18 protein-coding genes and 1 other RNA gene are annotated in these 17,980 nt (G+C 42.0%); 9 read left to right on the forward strand and 10 right to left on the reverse strand.

The window, feature by feature from the left end:
* Position 1: 1 nt before the first annotated feature.
* Positions 2-703 (reverse strand): GntR family transcriptional regulator, encoded by a 702-nt coding sequence (locus IGK63_RS04585; RefSeq protein WP_042890247.1) that lies wholly within the window; start codon positions 701-703, stop codon positions 2-4.
* 170 nt (positions 704-873) lie between these two features.
* Here IGK63_RS04585 and IGK63_RS04590 point away from each other — a divergent pair, with 170 nt between their 5' ends.
* Positions 874-2,178 (forward strand): PTS sugar transporter subunit IIC, encoded by a 1,305-nt coding sequence (locus IGK63_RS04590; RefSeq protein WP_429972453.1) that lies wholly within the window; start codon positions 874-876, stop codon positions 2,176-2,178.
* A 15-nt stretch (positions 2,179-2,193) separates the two neighbouring features.
* Positions 2,194-3,609 carry a glycoside hydrolase family 1 protein gene (locus IGK63_RS04595; RefSeq protein WP_429972454.1) on the forward strand — a complete coding sequence of 472 codons (1,416 nt, stop codon included), beginning with the start codon at positions 2,194-2,196 and terminating at the stop codon, positions 3,607-3,609.
* A gap of 53 nt (positions 3,610-3,662) precedes the next feature.
* Here IGK63_RS04595 and IGK63_RS04600 read toward each other — a convergent pair whose 3' ends face one another.
* The 3 genes from IGK63_RS04600 to IGK63_RS04610 all read right to left on the reverse strand — a co-directional run bounded on the left by IGK63_RS04600 (position 3,663) and on the right by IGK63_RS04610 (position 6,088).
* The gene (locus IGK63_RS04600; protein ID WP_429972455.1) at positions 3,663-4,763 is read right to left on the reverse strand and encodes a mandelate racemase/muconate lactonizing enzyme family protein; all 1,101 of its coding nucleotides are present in this window, start codon (positions 4,761-4,763) and stop codon (positions 3,663-3,665) included.
* Between the two features lie 509 nt (positions 4,764-5,272).
* Entirely contained in the window at positions 5,273-5,641 is a 369-nt protein-coding gene (locus IGK63_RS04605) for an ACT domain-containing protein (RefSeq protein WP_005237205.1), read from the reverse strand.
* A 147-nt stretch (positions 5,642-5,788) separates the two neighbouring features.
* Positions 5,789-6,088, reverse strand: a complete 300-nt coding sequence (locus tag IGK63_RS04610; RefSeq protein WP_016613909.1) for a hypothetical protein — start codon at positions 6,086-6,088, stop codon at positions 5,789-5,791.
* A 114-nt stretch (positions 6,089-6,202) separates the two neighbouring features.
* On the opposite strand from IGK63_RS04610, the gene IGK63_RS04615 reads away from it, so the two are divergent.
* Complete coding sequence (locus tag IGK63_RS04615; RefSeq protein ID WP_034872498.1) at positions 6,203-6,418, forward strand: helix-turn-helix domain-containing protein; 216 nt, start codon at positions 6,203-6,205, stop codon at positions 6,416-6,418.
* Between the two features lie 323 nt (positions 6,419-6,741).
* On the opposite strand, the gene ssrA is transcribed toward IGK63_RS04615, so the two are convergent.
* Positions 6,742-7,105, reverse strand: a transfer-messenger RNA (tmRNA) gene (gene ssrA / locus IGK63_RS04620).
* Between the two features lie 62 nt (positions 7,106-7,167).
* Entirely contained in the window at positions 7,168-7,938 is a 771-nt protein-coding gene (locus IGK63_RS04625) for a Cof-type HAD-IIB family hydrolase (RefSeq protein ID WP_016613911.1), read from the reverse strand.
* A 145-nt stretch (positions 7,939-8,083) separates the two neighbouring features.
* On the opposite strand from IGK63_RS04625, the gene IGK63_RS04630 reads away from it, so the two are divergent.
* From IGK63_RS04630 to IGK63_RS04640, 3 genes are read left to right on the forward strand one after another with little or no spacing between them, the layout of a single operon-like run.
* On the forward strand, positions 8,084-8,434 hold the full coding sequence (locus tag IGK63_RS04630; protein ID WP_005237201.1) for an SdpI family protein: 351 nt from the start codon (positions 8,084-8,086) through the stop codon (positions 8,432-8,434).
* Positions 8,415-9,128, forward strand: coding sequence for a response regulator transcription factor (locus IGK63_RS04635; RefSeq protein ID WP_005237200.1), 714 nt, complete (start codon positions 8,415-8,417; stop codon positions 9,126-9,128). Before IGK63_RS04630 ends, IGK63_RS04635 begins: the two co-directional genes overlap by 20 nt.
* Positions 9,128-10,588: a sensor histidine kinase gene (locus tag IGK63_RS04640; protein WP_005237199.1), complete on the forward strand. Its 1,461-nt coding sequence runs from the start codon at positions 9,128-9,130 to the stop codon at positions 10,586-10,588. The genes IGK63_RS04635 and IGK63_RS04640 overlap by 1 nt, the downstream gene beginning before the upstream one ends.
* 117 nt (positions 10,589-10,705) lie before the next feature.
* Here IGK63_RS04640 and IGK63_RS04645 read toward each other — a convergent pair whose 3' ends face one another.
* The 3 genes from IGK63_RS04645 to IGK63_RS04655 form a co-directional block, all read right to left on the reverse strand.
* Entirely contained in the window at positions 10,706-11,179 is a 474-nt protein-coding gene (locus tag IGK63_RS04645) for a hypothetical protein (protein ID WP_005237198.1), read from the reverse strand.
* Entirely contained in the window at positions 11,158-11,895 is a 738-nt protein-coding gene (locus IGK63_RS04650) for a hypothetical protein (RefSeq protein WP_005237197.1), read from the reverse strand. Before IGK63_RS04650 ends, IGK63_RS04645 begins: the two co-directional genes overlap by 22 nt.
* A gap of 180 nt (positions 11,896-12,075) precedes the next feature.
* The gene (locus IGK63_RS04655; RefSeq protein WP_429972549.1) at positions 12,076-14,160 is read right to left on the reverse strand and encodes an LTA synthase family protein; all 2,085 of its coding nucleotides are present in this window, start codon (positions 14,158-14,160) and stop codon (positions 12,076-12,078) included.
* Between the two features lie 237 nt (positions 14,161-14,397).
* Here IGK63_RS04655 and IGK63_RS04660 point away from each other — a divergent pair, with 237 nt between their 5' ends.
* From IGK63_RS04660 to ybaK, 3 genes are read left to right on the forward strand one after another with little or no spacing between them, the layout of a single operon-like run.
* Positions 14,398-15,567, forward strand: coding sequence for a class I SAM-dependent rRNA methyltransferase (locus IGK63_RS04660; protein ID WP_010749701.1), 1,170 nt, complete (start codon positions 14,398-14,400; stop codon positions 15,565-15,567).
* A 5-nt stretch (positions 15,568-15,572) separates the two neighbouring features.
* Positions 15,573-16,325, forward strand: a complete 753-nt coding sequence (gene aroD, locus IGK63_RS04665; RefSeq protein ID WP_005229128.1) for a type I 3-dehydroquinate dehydratase — start codon at positions 15,573-15,575, stop codon at positions 16,323-16,325.
* A 50-nt stretch (positions 16,326-16,375) separates the two neighbouring features.
* Entirely contained in the window at positions 16,376-16,867 is a 492-nt protein-coding gene (gene ybaK / locus IGK63_RS04670; protein ID WP_005237194.1) for a Cys-tRNA(Pro) deacylase, read from the forward strand.
* A 55-nt stretch (positions 16,868-16,922) separates the two neighbouring features.
* Here ybaK and IGK63_RS04675 read toward each other — a convergent pair whose 3' ends face one another.
* Complete coding sequence (locus IGK63_RS04675; RefSeq protein WP_429972456.1) at positions 16,923-17,960, reverse strand: tagatose 1,6-diphosphate aldolase; 1,038 nt, start codon at positions 17,958-17,960, stop codon at positions 16,923-16,925.
* Positions 17,961-17,980 lie beyond the last annotated feature (20 nt).

Below are 17,980 nucleotides of genomic sequence, written 5' to 3' on the forward strand. Positions count from 1 at the left end.
ATTAATTATTTACAACAATAAAATCCCCCATATCATAGCGGTGCCGTGATTGGGAAAATTCAAAAGGCGTCCCATCGCCGAGGTAAACCGTTTGTTCCACTTCTAAAATGGGATCGGTGGCAGCACAAGCTAAGTATTGCTGGTCGTAGGTGTCTGCACGATCCGCTTTGATACGACGGACAGATGTTCCAATCGAGGAGTGGAGTTGGTTCGTGATGTAGCTATAGACGGAAGAGGCTAAGACTTCTTCGGTAATGCCAGGAATGACATGAAGCGGCATGATGGTATATTCTAAAACAACGGGTATATCGTCAAATAGACGCAAACGAACGATATCATAAATTTGCTGGTCACTGCGAATGTTTAGTTTTTCTTGTTCTTTCTCATCTGGAAAAAGAATGGCAAAAGAAATGATCTTGCTGGTGATCTTTCCTGTTTCTCCAAGGCGCTTGGTCAGCCCGCGATTGATCTTGGCGTTGTAATCGAAGGTTGAATAGGAATCCCTGATAAACGTACCCGTGCCTTTTTTACCGTAAATAATGCCTTCCATTTGTAAAATATTCAATGCTTTTTGAATCGTCACGCGGCTCGTTTGATAATCCGCAGCCAGTTCGGATTGCTTCGGCAATTTTTTCTCTTCTTCGTAAAACCCGTGATTGATTTTGCTCCGTAAATCGGCAGCGATGTCATGGTAGTTCGCCATTTGCTTCACCTCAAAATAATAATAAGTGATAAAACGAAGTATGTAAACGTGGAGCTTTACATACCCTGTTTTAAAGGCTTTTCCTGCGTTTACATTCTTCAATAAATGAATTACATTTGTAATGTAATCGTTTTCCATCAATTGAAGAATAAGGTATAGGAGGGAGTTTTATGCAAGGATTTATGGATCGACTCGCTGACGTTTTGGGAAAATTTGCCAACAGGATCAACAATTTACGCTACATCATGGTCATTAAAAATGCCTTTGCTGCTTTGATTCCAGTAATCATTACAGGGGCATTTGGTACATTGTTTTCAGCAATGGTTTTTGATGCTGAAAATGGATTGGCACAAATCGAGGTACTGCGCTTTTTAGAAAGTTTAAAACCAATCTCATCTGCGGTCAGTTATGTGACATTGAGTTTCTTAACGATCTATGCAGTGTTTTTGATTGGGATTGAGCTAGCAAAACTAAATAAGATTTCTGGGGTCTTTCCAGGAATCATCGCCGTGATGTCTTATCTTTCTGTTAATCCAATGATCTTTGAATTTTTGCACGAAGATGCGACGGTGGTTGCCGAAAACGTGCTGGCTAAGCAATACACGGACACGAAAGGTCTATTTTTAGGCATGTTCGTTGCAATCGTTTCCATCGAGCTTTATGCGTGGCTAGGAAGACAAAAACGGCTGCAGATCACGATGCCTGATAGTGTTCCAGGGAATGTTTCGGCAAGTTTTTCGGCATTGTTTCCAACGATTTTCACCGTGACCATCATCGCCACCGCTGGTTTTTCTATCAAAGCACTCACAGGGATGTATGCCTACGATATCATCTACAATGTCGTCCAACGACCACTGGAAGGAATCGTCCAAGGCTTACCAGGCATCTTGTTGTTGATGTTTATCGCACAAGTCTTTTGGGTCATCGGGATTCATGGGAACCAGATGGTCAAACCCATTCGAGAACCATTGTTGCTGGCAGCGATCGCCGTCAACACGGAAGCTTTTGAAGCTGGGAAAGAAGTACCCAATATCATTACGATGCCGTTTTGGGATATGTATATGAGTATGGGCGGCTCTGGCGTGACGATTGGTTTGCTGATTGCAATTTTGATCGTCGGTAAACGGGAGGACATGCGCCAAATCACTAAATTGTCATTAGCACCTGGGATTTTCAATATCAATGAGCCAGTGATCTTCGGAATGCCAATTATGCTGAATCCCATTTTGGCGATTCCCTTTATCCTGACACCGTTAGTAACAGGAACGATTGGGTACGTGGCGACAAGTCTAGGCTTTGCCGCTAAAGCGGTGGTAATGGTCCCATGGCCGATGCCACCGATCGTCAATGCTTATCTAGCTACTGCTGGGGATATCGGGGCTGTGATCACGCAAGTGATCTGTATTGTCGTGGCGATTTTGATCTATCTACCTTTTGTTTTGGTAATGAATCGTACGACCAATGAAGTTGCATAAAGGAGTTTTAAAAAAATGGTAAAAATACCTGAAACATTTATTTTAGGGGCTGCTTCGTCTGCTTGGCAGACAGAAGGCTGGCAAGGAAAGAAAGAAGGGCAAGATTCGTATCTCGACCGCTGGTACAAAGAAGAACGCTTTGTCTGGCATAATGGCTACGGGCCGGCTGTTGCGACGAATTTTATGGAAAAGTTTTCAGAGGATGTTGAACTGATGCAGGAGGTTCATTTGACCCATTACCGAACATCGATCAACTGGGCGCGCTTCTTTACCGACCATGAACAGCTGATCGTTGACGAAGACTATGCTGCTCATATCGATCAGCTTATCGACCAATTGCTTGCGGCTGGCGTCGAACCGATGCTTTGTTTGGAACATTATGAACTGCCAGCTAGTTTGATGGATGCCTATGATGGCTGGAGCTCGCGGAAAGTGGTCGATCTATATACCCGTTATGCCGAAATCGCCTTCGAGCGTTACGGTGATCGAGTCAAACAGTGGTTTACCTTCAATGAGCCGATCGTTATTCAGACTCGTTGCTATCTCGATGCGATCCGCTGGCCCCATGAGCAAAACACAAAAAAATGGATGCTTTGGAACTATCACAAAGTATTGGCGTCCGCCCAAGCGGTGGCTGTCTATCATGAAAAGGGCTACGAGGGGCGCATCGGTTGTGTGCTAAATCCAGAAATGGTTTACGCACGCTCTTCCTCACCGGAGGATCAAAACGCGCAAAAAATGTATGATCTCTTTTTCAACCGGATCTTTTTTGATCCAATGGTCAAAGGTCATTATCCAGAGGAACTTATCACACTTTGCCAAACCTATGACATCTACTTTGATCCGACAGAAGAAGATTTGGAAACGATCCGCACCCATACGGTGGATTTCTTAGGTGTCAATCAGTACTACCCGAAACGCGTGCGGGCACCACGATATCAATGGCATTCGGATACACCATTTCATCCAGAAATGTTTTATGAGACATTTGATTTGCCAGGAAAACAAATGAATAACTCCCGTGGCTGGGAAATCTATCCGAAGGTCATGTACGATATGGCTAATTATCTTAAAGAAAATTATGGCAATATTCCATGGCTGATCACTGAAAATGGTATGGGGCGGGAAAATGAAGAACAGTATATGGATGCCACAGGTCAAGTCCAAGATGATTATCGGATTCAGTTTATTACCGAACATCTTTACTGGCTGCTAAAAGCCGTCGAGGAAGGCGCCAACTGCGAAGGCTATATGCTTTGGGCATTTACCGATTGTGTTTCACCTATGAATGCATTTAAGAACCGCTATGGTCTCGTCCGAATTGAGTTAAATGAAGAACGGACCCGGTCATTAAAAAAATCAGCCGCTTGGTATCGTTCCCTTATTGATGAACGGTGGCTTCCATTTGAAGAAAAGCCATTGATTCTGTAATAAAAACCCACGATTATTTCCTAATCCTAAAGGAAATAATCGTGGGTTTTCAGTTAAAAGGGTTGTTTATGAGGAGCAAGTTTCTCCCAGTCAAATATGACACCCATCCCTGGTTCTTCTGGTGCAATCGCACGGCCATCGGATGGATCGATCACTAATGGTCTCGTGGTGTATTGATCGATTGGAAAACTGTGCATTTCAAGATACCCAGCATTAGGCATCGCCGCCAGTAGACTGACGTGTAATTCCTGCATGCCATGTGTAGAAACAGATAAGTTACTTGTTTGTGTTAAGGCAGCAATTTTCAACCAGCCGGTGATCCCACCGCAATTGGAAGCGTCGGGTTGTGGAAAATCGACATTGCCATACTTGATCATATGAGCAAACTCAATAGGGGTGCGCAAGTTTTCCCCGCCTGCGACTGCAATTTGCCCTTCTTTAGCGATACGAGCGTAGCCTTCGTAATCTTCGGGGATTGTTGGTTCTTCAAGGAACAAAATGTCATAAGGCGCCATCAGTTTGGCGGCTTTGATCGCTTTTTCAACAGACCAGCTCATGTTGGCATCCACCATAAAGACAACATCGGGACCAATCAATTCTCTGACCGCTTTTATTCGAGCAATATCTTCGGCAAGTGTTTTTTGGCCCAATTTGATTTTGACCGCTTTTAATCCCATGTCTAAATATTTTTGATTATTGGCTAAGAGTTTTTCAAGAGAAAAGTTTAGATCGATCGCACCACCATAGCATTTGACTTTGTTACTTGCGCCGCCTAAAAGTTTGTAGAGGGGTTCTTGTGCTTTTTTCGCGCGTAAGTCCCATAAGGCAATATCACAAGCCGCAATGGCGAAACTCGCTAAACCGCCTCTGGCAACATAGTGAATGCCCCAGTTCATCTGATCCCACAAGGCCTCCACACATGCTGGATCTTTCCCTAAGAGGATTGCTTTTAGTTCTTTGTCGATCAGTTTGGCAATCGATTCGCCACCGAAGCCACCAGTATACGTATAGCCCACACCTTCACGTCCCTCATCAGTAACGATCTTGACGATAGGCACTTCAAAGTGGGTGTGTAAGCCGTGCTTCGCATCTTCCATGATTTCCGGAAGAGGTATCCGATAATACGCTGTTTGTACATCTGTAATTTTTGCCATTAAAAATCCTCCTCAAACTAATGTTCACGTGTGCATTTTAATGTTAACGTTTGCATAACCATGGTAGCATGGGAAGGCGAGATTGACAAGACAAAAATCGCTCAAATTCAATACTTAGGAAACAAGAATGTCTCTTTTTAAGAGGTCATTCACTTAGGAGCGAAGCTAAAGGACCTCTTCAGAATATAAATAGAAATTGGAGAGATGTTATTAGAAATGAATTGAAAACCTTATAAATTGTCATAAAAAGGTATTTAATGTAATTTATAGACATATTTATTGAATAAAAATCATTTTTGTATTATGATTATCTTAACAACGAGCAATGAAGAGTACTGGGGCAGATGAAAGCTTGGGGAAGTCTTTTATTTGGGATACCTAGTACTCTTATCTTTCTTCAACGACAAGTGAAATACAAAAGAACGACTGAACTTCTTTGGTTCAGTCGTTCTTTTGTATTTCATAAAGCGATCGAGAGTAACTTGTAGTAAGGAAGAAAAAGTTTTTTCTCAATTGACAAAAGAATAATCATTGGCGGTTAAAACAGTACGAGCTTGTTCTACCTGATGCTCCTTGATTAAAATATAATCAGTATTGAAGGTAGAAACAGCAAAAATACTGATTGACTCCTCGGCTAGAAGGGAAGAGATTTTTGCAATAATGCCAATCAAGCTAAAATCCAGCACACCAATTATTTTCATCGCTTTCCATCCATCTTCTCTGTTTAGCGTTTCAGCTGGAACGTTTGCAGTTGGTAACACCAAAGAAAGTTCTTCTGACGTATGGGCAAAAAAAAGAGGAACAATCTTCAGTATCGAAGGATCAATACTCTTTACTTGGATGACAGAAAAAGAGGGAGCCAGTAAGGTTAGTTTCATCTAATCACGTCCTTCGTTTGATGCTTTCATCATATCAAATGGGAAGAACTAAGGGAATAAGCTGTTAAACATTTTCAATTATCAAACCAATTAGCAAAGAGAACGATAGTCTATACCTTGATAGGAGCTCAACCTATCGTTCTGGTATTAAACTTTTCTTCGAGTCTTTAAATCACCAATCTGGAGTTCCAGTTTTTCGAGGGAGCTACCTAAGTCTGTGAGAAAAACATGGAATAATAAGGAGCAGGCATGATAATCTCGGATGATTTTCTGCTTATTCACGGGTCTTTTTTTGTCACTGAAAAATTTTTCTAATACACCGAGTGGTTCTTGCCAAGATTTCAATTGCTCCAAAGTATCTCCTAAACCATATATGTCCTGGTAGCTAATTTCTTTTACCGGCTGCTTATTACTCGTCTTAATACCCATCTTTTCTATTTCTTTCAACGTAACGCCTCCATTCTGATTTTATTGATGTTTGTATAGACACCACTTTTAATCCTATTTTACTATATGATGTCTCTAGGAACAACATCTGTTTGCAGAAAAGGTGGGGAACACATGAACAGAAGAATAGAAATAGGCTTAAAAGAGCTTGTAAAAAGCCGAGGAATTTCTCTAAGAGAGTTAGCACGCTTATCGGATATTGAACCTTCGATTATTAATAAGCTGGCAAATGGAAAACGAGAGAAAGTTTACCTTCAACATATTGAAAGAATCGCTAATGCATTAGAAATTGACGATATTTCAGAAATTATCAGACTCACGAAAAAATAACTTTTTGAAAAGTAGGCTAAGGCAAAAAAGAGAACACTTAGAATATCGTAATCACACTGTAGCGACGTGACTATTCTAAGGTTCTCTTTGTTTTTATATCCTATAGAAATCAGAGAAGGCGACACAGAAGGATTTAGGAAGCACGCCAGCGGACGGCATCACTTCTAGCCCACCACTTTTCGGAGTGGCGGGATTTTTTTTGCGTGCTTTTGAAAAAACTATTTAGATTGGTAGTCAAATAGTGTCACATACTGGCACAAGTAAAAAGCCAAAACCCTGTAAAATCAAGGTTTTGGCTCTTAGTGTCACTTACTGACAGTTTAAAATGGAGATGGCGGGAGTCGAACCCGCGTCCAAACATATTGCTACCTAAAAATCTACGCTCATAGTCAACTCATTTGTAGATTCGCTTTACAGCTTGCCGAGTGACAGGCAGTCTGTATCGCTAGTCTGATGATCTCTTTTTTATCTTACAGACGGAAAGATAAAACGTATCCCACTTAGAATAGGACCCTTACTCGAGCACATGGGCGATGCCGAGAGGATCTACGCTAACTGTTTTTAGGCAGCTAAAGCGTAAGAGTTTTCGTTTTTAGCAGTTATATTTAACTGTAACGTTTTAACGTAGACGTAACCTACGAAGCGCAATTCAGGCTCAACTATGCCTGTCGAATCCGTAACATCCCCTTGATAAAAGGGGTATCGCTACCATTCACTAGTATACCATATTTTCGTGCATGTGCAAAGAATCAGATTAAGTCAAAATGTTTCAGGGCGTGTACGATCCCGCCTTCGGTATTTTTCAAGGTCACGAAGTCTGCCAGCTCTTTTAACTCTTGAATCCCATTTCCCATTGCAATCTTGTGGTCACAAGCTTCTAAAAGGGCGAAATCGTTGCTGCCGTCACCAAAGCCAAAGGTAGGTACATCTTCTAGACCCAATAATTCTACCAAGGTTTTTACGCCAGTCCCTTTAGAAGTCCCGGATTTTACGACATCGATTGAAAAGGGCGTATTACGATAAAAAGTTAGTTCGGGAAAACGCTCATGATAATAAGCATCGTTGCCGACACCTAAAACCAACAACATATTGGTCCGATCAGTTTCATAATGCAGAGGATCGATTTCTGGTAGAGGGCTACGGACGTAGTTATATGCACCAACCATTTCCTCGGTGTGACCAGTCGCCCAATAGCCTTTCTCATTGTAATAACACAGCTCATCGCCATTGTCTTTGACGGCTTGGTACATCCTTGCGCAAAGCTCAGGCTCAAGGGTATCGGAAAAAACTTCTTTGCCATCAATGCGGATAAAAGCACCGTTCATGACGATGTTCGAGGTAATACCAGCTGCTTCACGAATAGCGGTAACTTCAGGTTCGGTTCTGCCTGTTGCAATGATCGGCAGTACTTGGTTTTTTCGCAACCTCGCCATCGCCTCAGCAATTTCCGAAGTGATTTGCGAGTGCGCATCTAAAAGTGTACCGTCAAGATCAAAAAAAGTTAATGCTTTATAGGTCATGTATCTTACTCCTAAGGTTTATAGTCATAGTCCACTCACAATCTTATCAAAGATTGAAAAAAAGGCAAACCTTTATGAATAATCGGTGAAGTTGTTGGTAGAAGAAAGAAATTCGAGTATACTATAGGAAGAATGGAGTGAAACGATGATTTTTTTAGTAATTGGCAGCATTTTTTTCTTGATTGGTCTCACTTTTTTTCTTTTTCCATCAAAAAAAATGAACCTTATTTATGGATACCGTTCCTATCTAGCAAAACAAAATGAACGCAATTGGCGACAGGCCCAAAAACTATCTGCCCGATTCTTTCTGCTTTTTGGCGGAATCATGGCGCTCATTGGGTTTGTCTTGAAATGGCAAGAATGGACCAATTTTTTTCTAGTTGAAATGATCGTGATCCCTTGGTTCATCGTGCCGATCTTTGGCCTGATCGAAGAAAATCTGCAACGATTTGATAAAGAACATAGAGGTGAAGAAAATGAATATATTAATGATTGAAGACAATGAATCTGTTTCTGAAATGATGCAAATGTTTTTCTTGAATGAAGGATGGGAAGCAGTATTTAAATACGATGGCAAAGAAGGACTAGAGGCCTTTGCTGCTGAACCAGACAAGTGGGATATGATCACCCTTGACTTGAATCTTCCTTCCATGGACGGCATGATGGTGGCGCGCGAAATTCGTAAAATCTCTAGTACAGTTCCTATTATTATGTTGACGGCCCGTGATTCGGAAAGCGACCAAGTCATCGGGTTAGAGATGGGGGCGGACGACTATGTGACGAAACCCTTTAGTCCATTGACCTTGATTGCACGGATCAAGGCATTACACCGCCGCAGTGAATTGGTTGAAAAAACAACACCTGAAGCTTCCGATGCTACCTTTGATATCGTCACCGATCATTTCAAAATGAACACAAAAACAAGGGAAGCCTATTTAAATGGCAAACCCATCGATGGGTTGACGCCGAAAGAATTTGATTTGCTTTATACGTTAGCAAAAAAACCGCGACAAGTGTTTTCGAGAGAACAGCTGTTAGAACTGGTTTGGGATTACCAATACTTTGGCGATGAACGGACCGTTGATGCACACATCAAAAAACTAAGACAAAAAATTGAAAAAGTGGGGCCACAGATCATTCAAACCGTCTGGGGCGTTGGGTACAAATTTGATGATGCGGGTGCTGCTTGATGCGCTACCTGTATCAACAGCTGATTGCATTTTTCGTGGTGATCTTCGTGATCTTGATGACGATTGGTATTGCGTTTACTCAAATGACACGCCAAACGTTACAAGAACGGAATTATGAGCAGTTAATGGGGTATGCTTCGTCGGTCGCGACGATTTCGCAAATCAGTGATTCAGAATATTTACAGCAAAATATGACCCGGGATGGCTATCTACAGTATTCCTTGCGTTTGGCTGAGAATATTTTGAGCAACCAAGATATCTCCTTTGCTTTCTTTAAAAGTCCTGATGACATTATTTATCCACTAGATACCGCTCATGCTGTTGATTTTCCGATCTCTGAAAAAGACTGGCAATCCTTAGAAAATGGGGCGCGTCTACAACTGACTTCCGCCACAAATTTATACGGGGAAAAAGAACTGACTTCCTATGTGTTGATACCTTTTTCTGTCAATCGCACGGATTTTTACGGTGTAATGGTGGTTTCGCAATCGGCAAGCAGTATTTTGAATCTTGTCAGTGCTTTTAATCAAAACTTGTTTAAAGTTTGTTTGATCTCGATCGTTGTCTCATTATTGATCAGTTACCTTTTCGCTACGTTCCAAGTAAGACGGATCAATCGAATGAAACGAGCAACCAAAGAAATTACTAATGGCAATTTTGATATTTTCTTGCCGGTGCATAATCGGGATGAATTTGATGAATTAGCCGAAGATTTTAATTTAATGACGAAATCCTTAAAAGAATCCCAAGAAGAAATTGAACGGCAAGAAGAACGTCGTCGGCAATTTATGGCGGATGCTTCTCATGAGATGCGTACCCCGTTGACGACCATCAATGGCTTATTGGAGGGCTTAGAGTACAACGCAATTCCTGAGAATCAAAAAGACAATGCGATCCGCTTGATGAAAAATGAAACCAATCGCTTGATTCGTCTTGTCAACGAAAACCTTGACTACGAAAAAATCCGAACCAACCAAATCTCGATGGTCATCAAAAAATTTGATGCGACGCAAACCATCAAAAATCTGTTGACGCAACTGGAGAGCAAGGCAGAAATTGCCAAAGATGTGCTGATTTTAGAAACAACCGAGCCAATCGATGTCTACGCGGATTATGATCGTTTCGTCCAGATCATGGTCAATATTTTACAAAATGCGATCCAGTTTACGGAAGATGGAGAAATTCGGGTCCGAATAGAAAAAGGCTATTTAGAAACGATTATCGAAATCAGTGATACGGGGATCGGTATGTCTGAAGAACAAGTCAAAAATATTTGGGATCGTTACTACAAAGTCGATCCGTCCCGTAAAAACCGTCAATTTGGCGAATCAGGTCTAGGCTTATCAATCGTTGAACAGCTCGTACGCCTGCACAAAGGAAAGATCAGTGTAGAAAGTGAACTTGGCAAAGGCACGACCTTTAAAATCTCTTTTCCAGATATCGACTTAAATGAAGAATAAGGAATCGACCGGCAGCAATTCGCTTAGCCGGTCGATTTTTTTGCGGTTCATTGGCAGCAGCCCAAACAAAAAGACTTGCTTTTGCAAGCAAGCCTTTTTGTATGAGGGCTATGTAAACTATAGATAAGTGGTATAGGGCGTATGGGCAAAGCATTCGTCTTCATGGATCAAATAGATGGCAACAGCAAATTGTTCGGCGATTTCTTGGCACAAAGGTAGCAGGATTTGGACCTCTTCTGTTGTTAACGTGCTCAAGACATTTTCGATTAAAAGGGTTTCTCTTTCTGAAAGTAACGCTAAGAGCAGCTGAATTTTGATCTCCTCAAAGGGGCCTAATTCTGTCCGCTCTTTTTTCAAAGCCGATAAGGGAAGCTGAACATAAGGCAGAACACCCTCTAAATCGCCCCCTTTTTTATTTGCAAGAGATACATTGTCCATGACGGATAAAAAGGGAACGGAAGGCCATTGAGCACGAATCAAGATGGCTTTTTTTTGTGAAAGCAGCAAACTTAATTCAGAAGTTTTTGTTTCATTGTCTTTCGAAACATAATAGAAACCAATTGGTTTCGTTAGCTGAGTTGGTTTTTCCATTGTTTTTTCCTCCAATACAGACTATGTCCGCTGGCAATCAAACCAGTAAAACTGGTAACAGCGGCAAGTAAGACGACAAGTGTGTGGCGTGTGCTTTCAAATAAAATAGCAAGCCAAGTGGTGCTGTTCAAATCGACATTTTGGACCAGAATTTGACTATTCTGCGGAATCGTAATGGCGAATTCTTGTCCAGGAAGACTTTGTACAGCCTCCCAAAAGTTATCAGAAGCACGCTCTCGATCAAGGGCAATGATATGCCCACTGAGTAATTCCCGCTGGAAATAAGGCTGGAAGAGTAGCAATAAGACAAAGGCGATCACAGCGGCTGCTAAGAGCGGCAAGAGCATTTCAATGATCTGCATCGCTACCCATTGTCTGGTGGTGGCGCCACTTGCTAACCAAGCTGTGTATTCCGAGCGTTTATATAATTGATAGTAAACTTGAAAGCCAATAAAGACCAGTGTAAAGGCACTAAAAATCAAATAGAACAGTTGATGATAGATTGTCGTGACTGGTTGGATCTCTTCGGCTACTTTCGTTTGCAGATCTTCTGTCGCCAAGAGATCTCTTGTTTGAGCGATCACTTGATCCATCGAATAGATCAAGGCAAACGTCACGATCAAGCCAATCACGGCAAAGAAGGATACAAGCGTATAAAGCACCATGGCTTTTTTATGATAAAAAATGCTGGCAATCGCAAAATGTATAGTTTTCATCTAAGTCACCTCATCCTAGTACATAGTATAAAAGGGGAGTTTGAATAAAGTATGAAGTTCTTGTAGTAAAATATCGAAGCTAAAAAAGTGGCAAGAAAGTTCGACTTTTTCCTATCAAATAGTGCAAAAAAATCCAGCAAGGCAGGTGCCTTACTGGATTGATTATTGGTTGTTCTTACTTTACTCGCCGCTATCTTGTTCCGTCATCTGCTGGTATTCTTGGAAGGTTTTTGTTTGATACAGATCGACGGTCGATTGATTGCCATTTTGAGAAAAGGCACTAGTTGAATCACTGCCTAGATTCTTTTCAATGTCCATCATTTGCTGAAGGGCGTCTTTGTAGTTATAGGTCGAAGGATCAACTTCTTCTAGACCGCTTTTCGCGTAGAATCGTAAAAGGTCACCATTATTGATCTGATCAGAAACCGAAAGCTGCTTGTCGACTTTGGCTTTCCATTCATCGACTTTGGCTTGCAATTCATCGGATGGATCGTTGATCGGCATGCCGGTACGATTGTCATACAATGTACTGCTGTAGTAGGTGTAGTCTGGTGTCACAAAGTCGCCATCGCGGAAAGCAACCAGTTGTTCGTTTTGATCAGAGAATAAATCTTGTCCTAATTGGATATAGTTTGATGTATCCACACCCAGTAAGTGCAATAGGGTTGGCAAGGCATCGACTTGGCCACCATACGTATGATTGATGCCGCCGTTTGATTGTCCTGGAATATGAATCATATAAGGCACACGTTGTAACGAGGCATTGTCAAAGTTTGTCCATGTAGAACTTGTTTTTCCAAGCAATTCTGCTAAGTTACGGTTACGAGAATTGGAAATTCCGTAATGGTCACCATATAAAACGATGACTGAGTTTTCGTATAAGCCACTTTCTTTCAAGTAATTGAAGAACTCTTCCACGGCTTTATCCAAATAATTCGCGGTTGCGAAATAGCCATTGATCGTTTGATCAGAAGTGTTCGCTAGCGGGAAGCCGCCTTCCTCATTGGTAAATTCAGAATATGGGTAGTGGTTAGAAACCGCAATGAATTTTGAATAGAACGGTTGTTGCAGACGTTCTAAGTATTGTACGGATTGTTCAAAGAATGGTTTGTCATGTAGGCCGTATTGGAATGAATTTTCATCATTGACATCATAATAAGATGCGTCGAAGAAATAATCATAGCCAAACCGTTTGTAGGTTTCATTTCGGTTCCAGAAGGTACCGGTATTTCCGTGGAAAACAGCACTGGTATAGCCTTGCGTTTGACCTAAAATATCTGGAGCTGCCTCAAAGGTATTTTTCCCACCCAGTTGAGTGAATAACGCTCCTTGATTCAATCCAAACAGGGAATTTTCGAATAATGTTTCGGCATCACTGGTCTTCCCAGCTTTTACTTGGTGGAAGAAATTATCAAAACTAAAGGTACTATCGCTATGGTATAAACTATTGATAAACGGCATGACTTCATGTTCCACGCCATCTTCATCTTTCAATTTATAATCGATCAAGAATTGCTGAACACTTTCTAAGTGAATATAAATGACATTCTTGCCTTTTGCGATACCGAACAGATCATCATTTGGTTCTGCGTAATGTTCTTTAACATAGCTCTCTACTTCGTTCATGTCGTTGGGACTCGCTTCGGCACGTACTTGCGAAGCTTGATAAGTTTGTATCCCATCATAAACCGTAAAGGCGTTGATCCCAAGGTATTTCACTAAATAGTCACGAGAAAACGTTCGAGTAAGCAGTTCAGGACGATCCGCTTCTGCTAAGAAAAGATTGGCAGAAAAGACCATGACAGCTAAGGTTGAGATCGCAAAAGCCATCCGTGCCCGCACAGGACGAGTGTCCATTTTGATTTTTTTCATTGAAAAGGCTGCAATCAGCACGATAAAGTCAATGAAGTACAACACATCGTAGGGACGGAACAAGCGAATTGCGCTTTCTCCTAGACCACTTGCCACTTTTCCTACACCGAGCATCGTGTTGATGGTGATAAAGTCAGTGAATTCTCGATAGTACGAAACATTAGAGAACAACAGCAGAGTCATCAAGAAATAGATCACAAGCATCGTGATATAAGCTGCTTTGGTTCTTCTTACGTACAATGCGATCGACAGCAACAACAAAGTCGTTGCGATCGGATTGATGAATAAGATGAAGTACTGAATGCTGCTTTCAATACCTAGGTGGAAGTCCACCATATAGGCAAAGATATTTTTTAGCCAAAATAATAGGGCTAATAGGAAAAAAAAGCCCATTCTTGTATTCACAAAGGTGGATACTTTATTTTTTTTCAAAGGAATCGTCCTCTCTTTTTCCAGTATAACCGGTAAATTACGATTTTACATCACAGTACATTTTACTAGGCTGTGAAAGACGTGTCAAATGAATTCCTTGTCATGACGCGGAATTAAGTATTTCTTTACTTTCAAGGATACAGACAATACTGTCGCTTTTTGCTATACTAAAAAGGAGAATGAATGGAGCAGATGAACATGAAAATAAAACTAACGAAGCAAGGATCAGCGAAGCTTCGCAAAAAGAATCCGTTGATCCAACGAGAAGATCTTCAACAAGCAATCGAGACGAAGGAGTGGGTCACCTTTATTGATCAGGCCAACCATTTCTTAGGTGTCGGCTATCTTGGGGAACAAAATAAAGGGATCGGATGGGTCGTATCCTTTGAAGAAACAGTGATCGACCAAGCATTCTTTGCGCAACGCTTTGCGAAAGCAAAAGGCAAACGCATTGCTTACTATCAAGATGACCTGACAGATGCCTTTCGTCTGTTTAATGGCGAGGGGGATCAATTGGGGGGACTTACCGTAGATTTGTATGGCGAGTATGTCGTTTTTTCTTGGTACAATGCCACCCTTTATCAACATAAAAAAGCGATCGTGGCGGCTTTTCGTCAAATCTTTCCCGAGATCAAAGGGGCTTATGAAAAAATCCGCTTTACGTCTGAGCTGCCTGAATCAGCATGGGTCTATGGAAAAACGGCACCTGAACCCTTACTGGTGAAGGAAAATGGCGTCACGTATGCGACGTATTTGAACGAAGGACTAATGACGGGCATCTTTTTGGATCAAAAAGAAGTTCGTGGGCAACTTGTTGATGGCTTGGCAGCTGGCAAGACGGTTTTAAATATGTTCAGTTATACGGGGGCGTTTTCTGTCGCTGCTGCTGTCGGTGGCGCTGCTCAAACAACGAGCGTCGATTTGGCAAAACGCAGTCTAGAAAAGACCCGCGAACAATTTGCAGTCAACGGCATTGATCCAGATACCCAGCGTATCCATGTCATGGATGTTTTCAATTACTTCAATTATGCCAGCAAAAAAGACTTGCGCTTTGATGTGATCGTTTTAGATCCGCCGAGTTTTGCCCGCAACAAGAAAAAGGTCTTCTCGGTTGCGAAAAATTATGGCGACTTAGTCACTGATAGTTTGGCGATTTTAGCGCCTGATGGCTTGTTGATCGCCTCAACGAATGCGGCCAATCTTTCACCGAGGAAGTTTCAAGAAATGATCGAAGCATCCTTAGAGAAAGCACACGTTGCTTATGAATGTATTCAAAGTTATCGTCTACCAGCTGATTTTGCGGTAGATAAGCATTTTTCCGAAGGGAACTATCTGAAAGTATTCTTTTATCAAATGAAAAAGGAGTGAAGTAGATGAGCCGATCAAAACCAGTAACGTTAGACGGGAAAACACCGTTGATTTGTGTGCCATTGATTGGGAAAACCAATGAAGAGATCTTGAAACAAGCCATTGCTGCTGAGGAATCAGAGGCACAGATCGTCGAATGGCGTGTTGATCATTACAAACATGTCGAAGACCAGCAAGCGGTCTTAGATGCGTTATCACATATTCGCACGACATTAAAGCACAAAGAGCTGCTCTTCACTTTTCGAACCTTGGAAGAAGGGGGCGAGCGGGCGTTCACATTGACCCAGTACAAAGAATTGTGTTTAGCTGCTGCTGATTCAGGCTTGATCGATTGGATCGATGTCGAATTAGAGAAAGCTGAATTTTTAGGTCGAGCCTTTATTCAAGAAATCAAAAAGGCACAGGTAAAGCTGATATTGAGCAATCATGATTTTGAGAAAACGCCAGAAGATGCTGTGTTGATTTTAAAGATCGGCGTAATGAATCAATTTGGTGCCGATGTTGGCAAGTTAGCGATGATGCCCAAGCAAGTCCAAGATGTTTTACGTTTGATGGGGATCATTACTAAAGCGCGTGGCTTCAACCAACTGCCGTTGGCGATCATGTCGATGGGGGAGCTGGGGAAAATCAGCCGGGTTAGTGGGGCATTGACTGGTTCGGTCTTTACTTTTGCTTCGTTGCAAGGTGCTTCAGCACCTGGACAAATACCGATCGAACGAATGACCAACTACTTACAAGAATTTTCACTCAATGAGTAAGACCAGCCAAGGCCTTCTCTTAAAAGAAACCAAAACAAAAGAGGGATAAAATGGCGAAGAAGAAACAAAAAACCAATGCGATCCGTCAAGTAGAACAACAGAAAATCGCTTATAACGAATACACCTATGAGTGGTCGGAAGACCATCTCGATGCGCAATCCGTCGCTGTGCAACTAGCACGCCCGCAAGCCATCTACAAAACGCTGGTGGCAGTGGGCAACAAAACAGGTCCGCTAGTGGCTGTGATTCCTGGAAACAGAGAAGTGGATCTGAAAAAGTTAGCCAAAGTCAGTGGAAACAAAAAAGTAGAGATGCTGCATCTGAGAGATTTAGAAGAAACGACTGGCTATATTCGCGGCGGCTGTTCGCCGATCGGGATGAAAAAGCTCTTTCCTACTTATATTGATCGTGGGGCGCAGACACTGGAAGAAATCGTGGTTTCTGCAGGAAAGCGCGGGTTGCAGATGGGGCTTGCCCCACAAGCGTTACAACAATTGACTAGGGCGATCTTTGCCGATTTGTTGGCACCTGAACACGAATAAAAAATCCCCGTGAACCATCTTGAAATGCCGTTCACGGGGATTATTTTGTACTATTTTATTCCATTACTTCAATATCGAAAACCTCAATATTTTCTAAACCACCATAAAAGTCAAACCATGGAGTGGCATATTGTTTTAGAATGGCGTTTAATTCTTCAACATTTTCTTTCCCTTGGGTGTCCAGCCATTCCAACAACGCTTTGGCACCTTGTTTCCCATAAATTTCCACACTATCGCGCCAAGTTGCTCGCCCACCTAAGATTCCTGAGAATTTAGCACCGTGTTGACCAGCAAAGGTCAATTCATCGCGAAAGACATTCGCTGGAACTCCCGCACTCAAATAGATAAATGGCCGAGTCGCGGCGTCACTGGCTTCTTTGAAGTAATTGGCTGCTTCTTCTTGCGTATAGACGGCCTCTAAGCCTTCTTTTTGGAAGCCTTCCACTAAGTCGAACTGAACCGGTACTTCGACTTTCAAAATATCGATATGGTAGTGATCTTTCGTCAATTCCTGAATGGTTCGGATGACCTTGCTCGGTTTGATCTTGGCAAAAGCAGGTGATTTGTCATCTGTGATCTCATCATCATAGACGATCGGTTCCACAAATAAGGGAATATCGGCCGCCTGTGCCTCCGTACCTAAACGCTCCAAAAACGCATGTTTGGTATCTAAAATCTCTTGGGGTTCATCTGGATTATAATAAACCAAGACTTTTGCAGCATCCGCACCTTTTTTCACCAAGCGCTGCAACGATTCATTGGGTAAAATCTCTGGCAAACGACCCGGCGTGTTGACATCATAGCCTGTTTTTTCATAGGAAAGGATCAAGCCAGCATTGGGATTCTTTGCTTCGATCCCTAAGAAGCCATATTCCTCATCTAACAGAATACTGCTGACATATTTGGTCAGTTCTTGGGAAACCAACTGTTTGAATTCATAAATGTGTTCCATCGTAAAGTCATCCGGTCCAGTTGCCGCATTCATCATTTTTTTCATGGAACCACGTTGGTCGATCGCTAGTGCGGCAATCACACCGTCCTCATTTGAAAGTTTTTGCATTCGTTCAAATTTACCTCTTGAAATTCGTTTCATAAAAAAAACCTCCCTCGATC

Source organism: Enterococcus sp. AZ040 (genome assembly GCF_050499185.1).
Classification (GTDB): domain Bacteria; phylum Bacillota; class Bacilli; order Lactobacillales; family Enterococcaceae; genus Enterococcus_D; species Enterococcus_D entomosocium.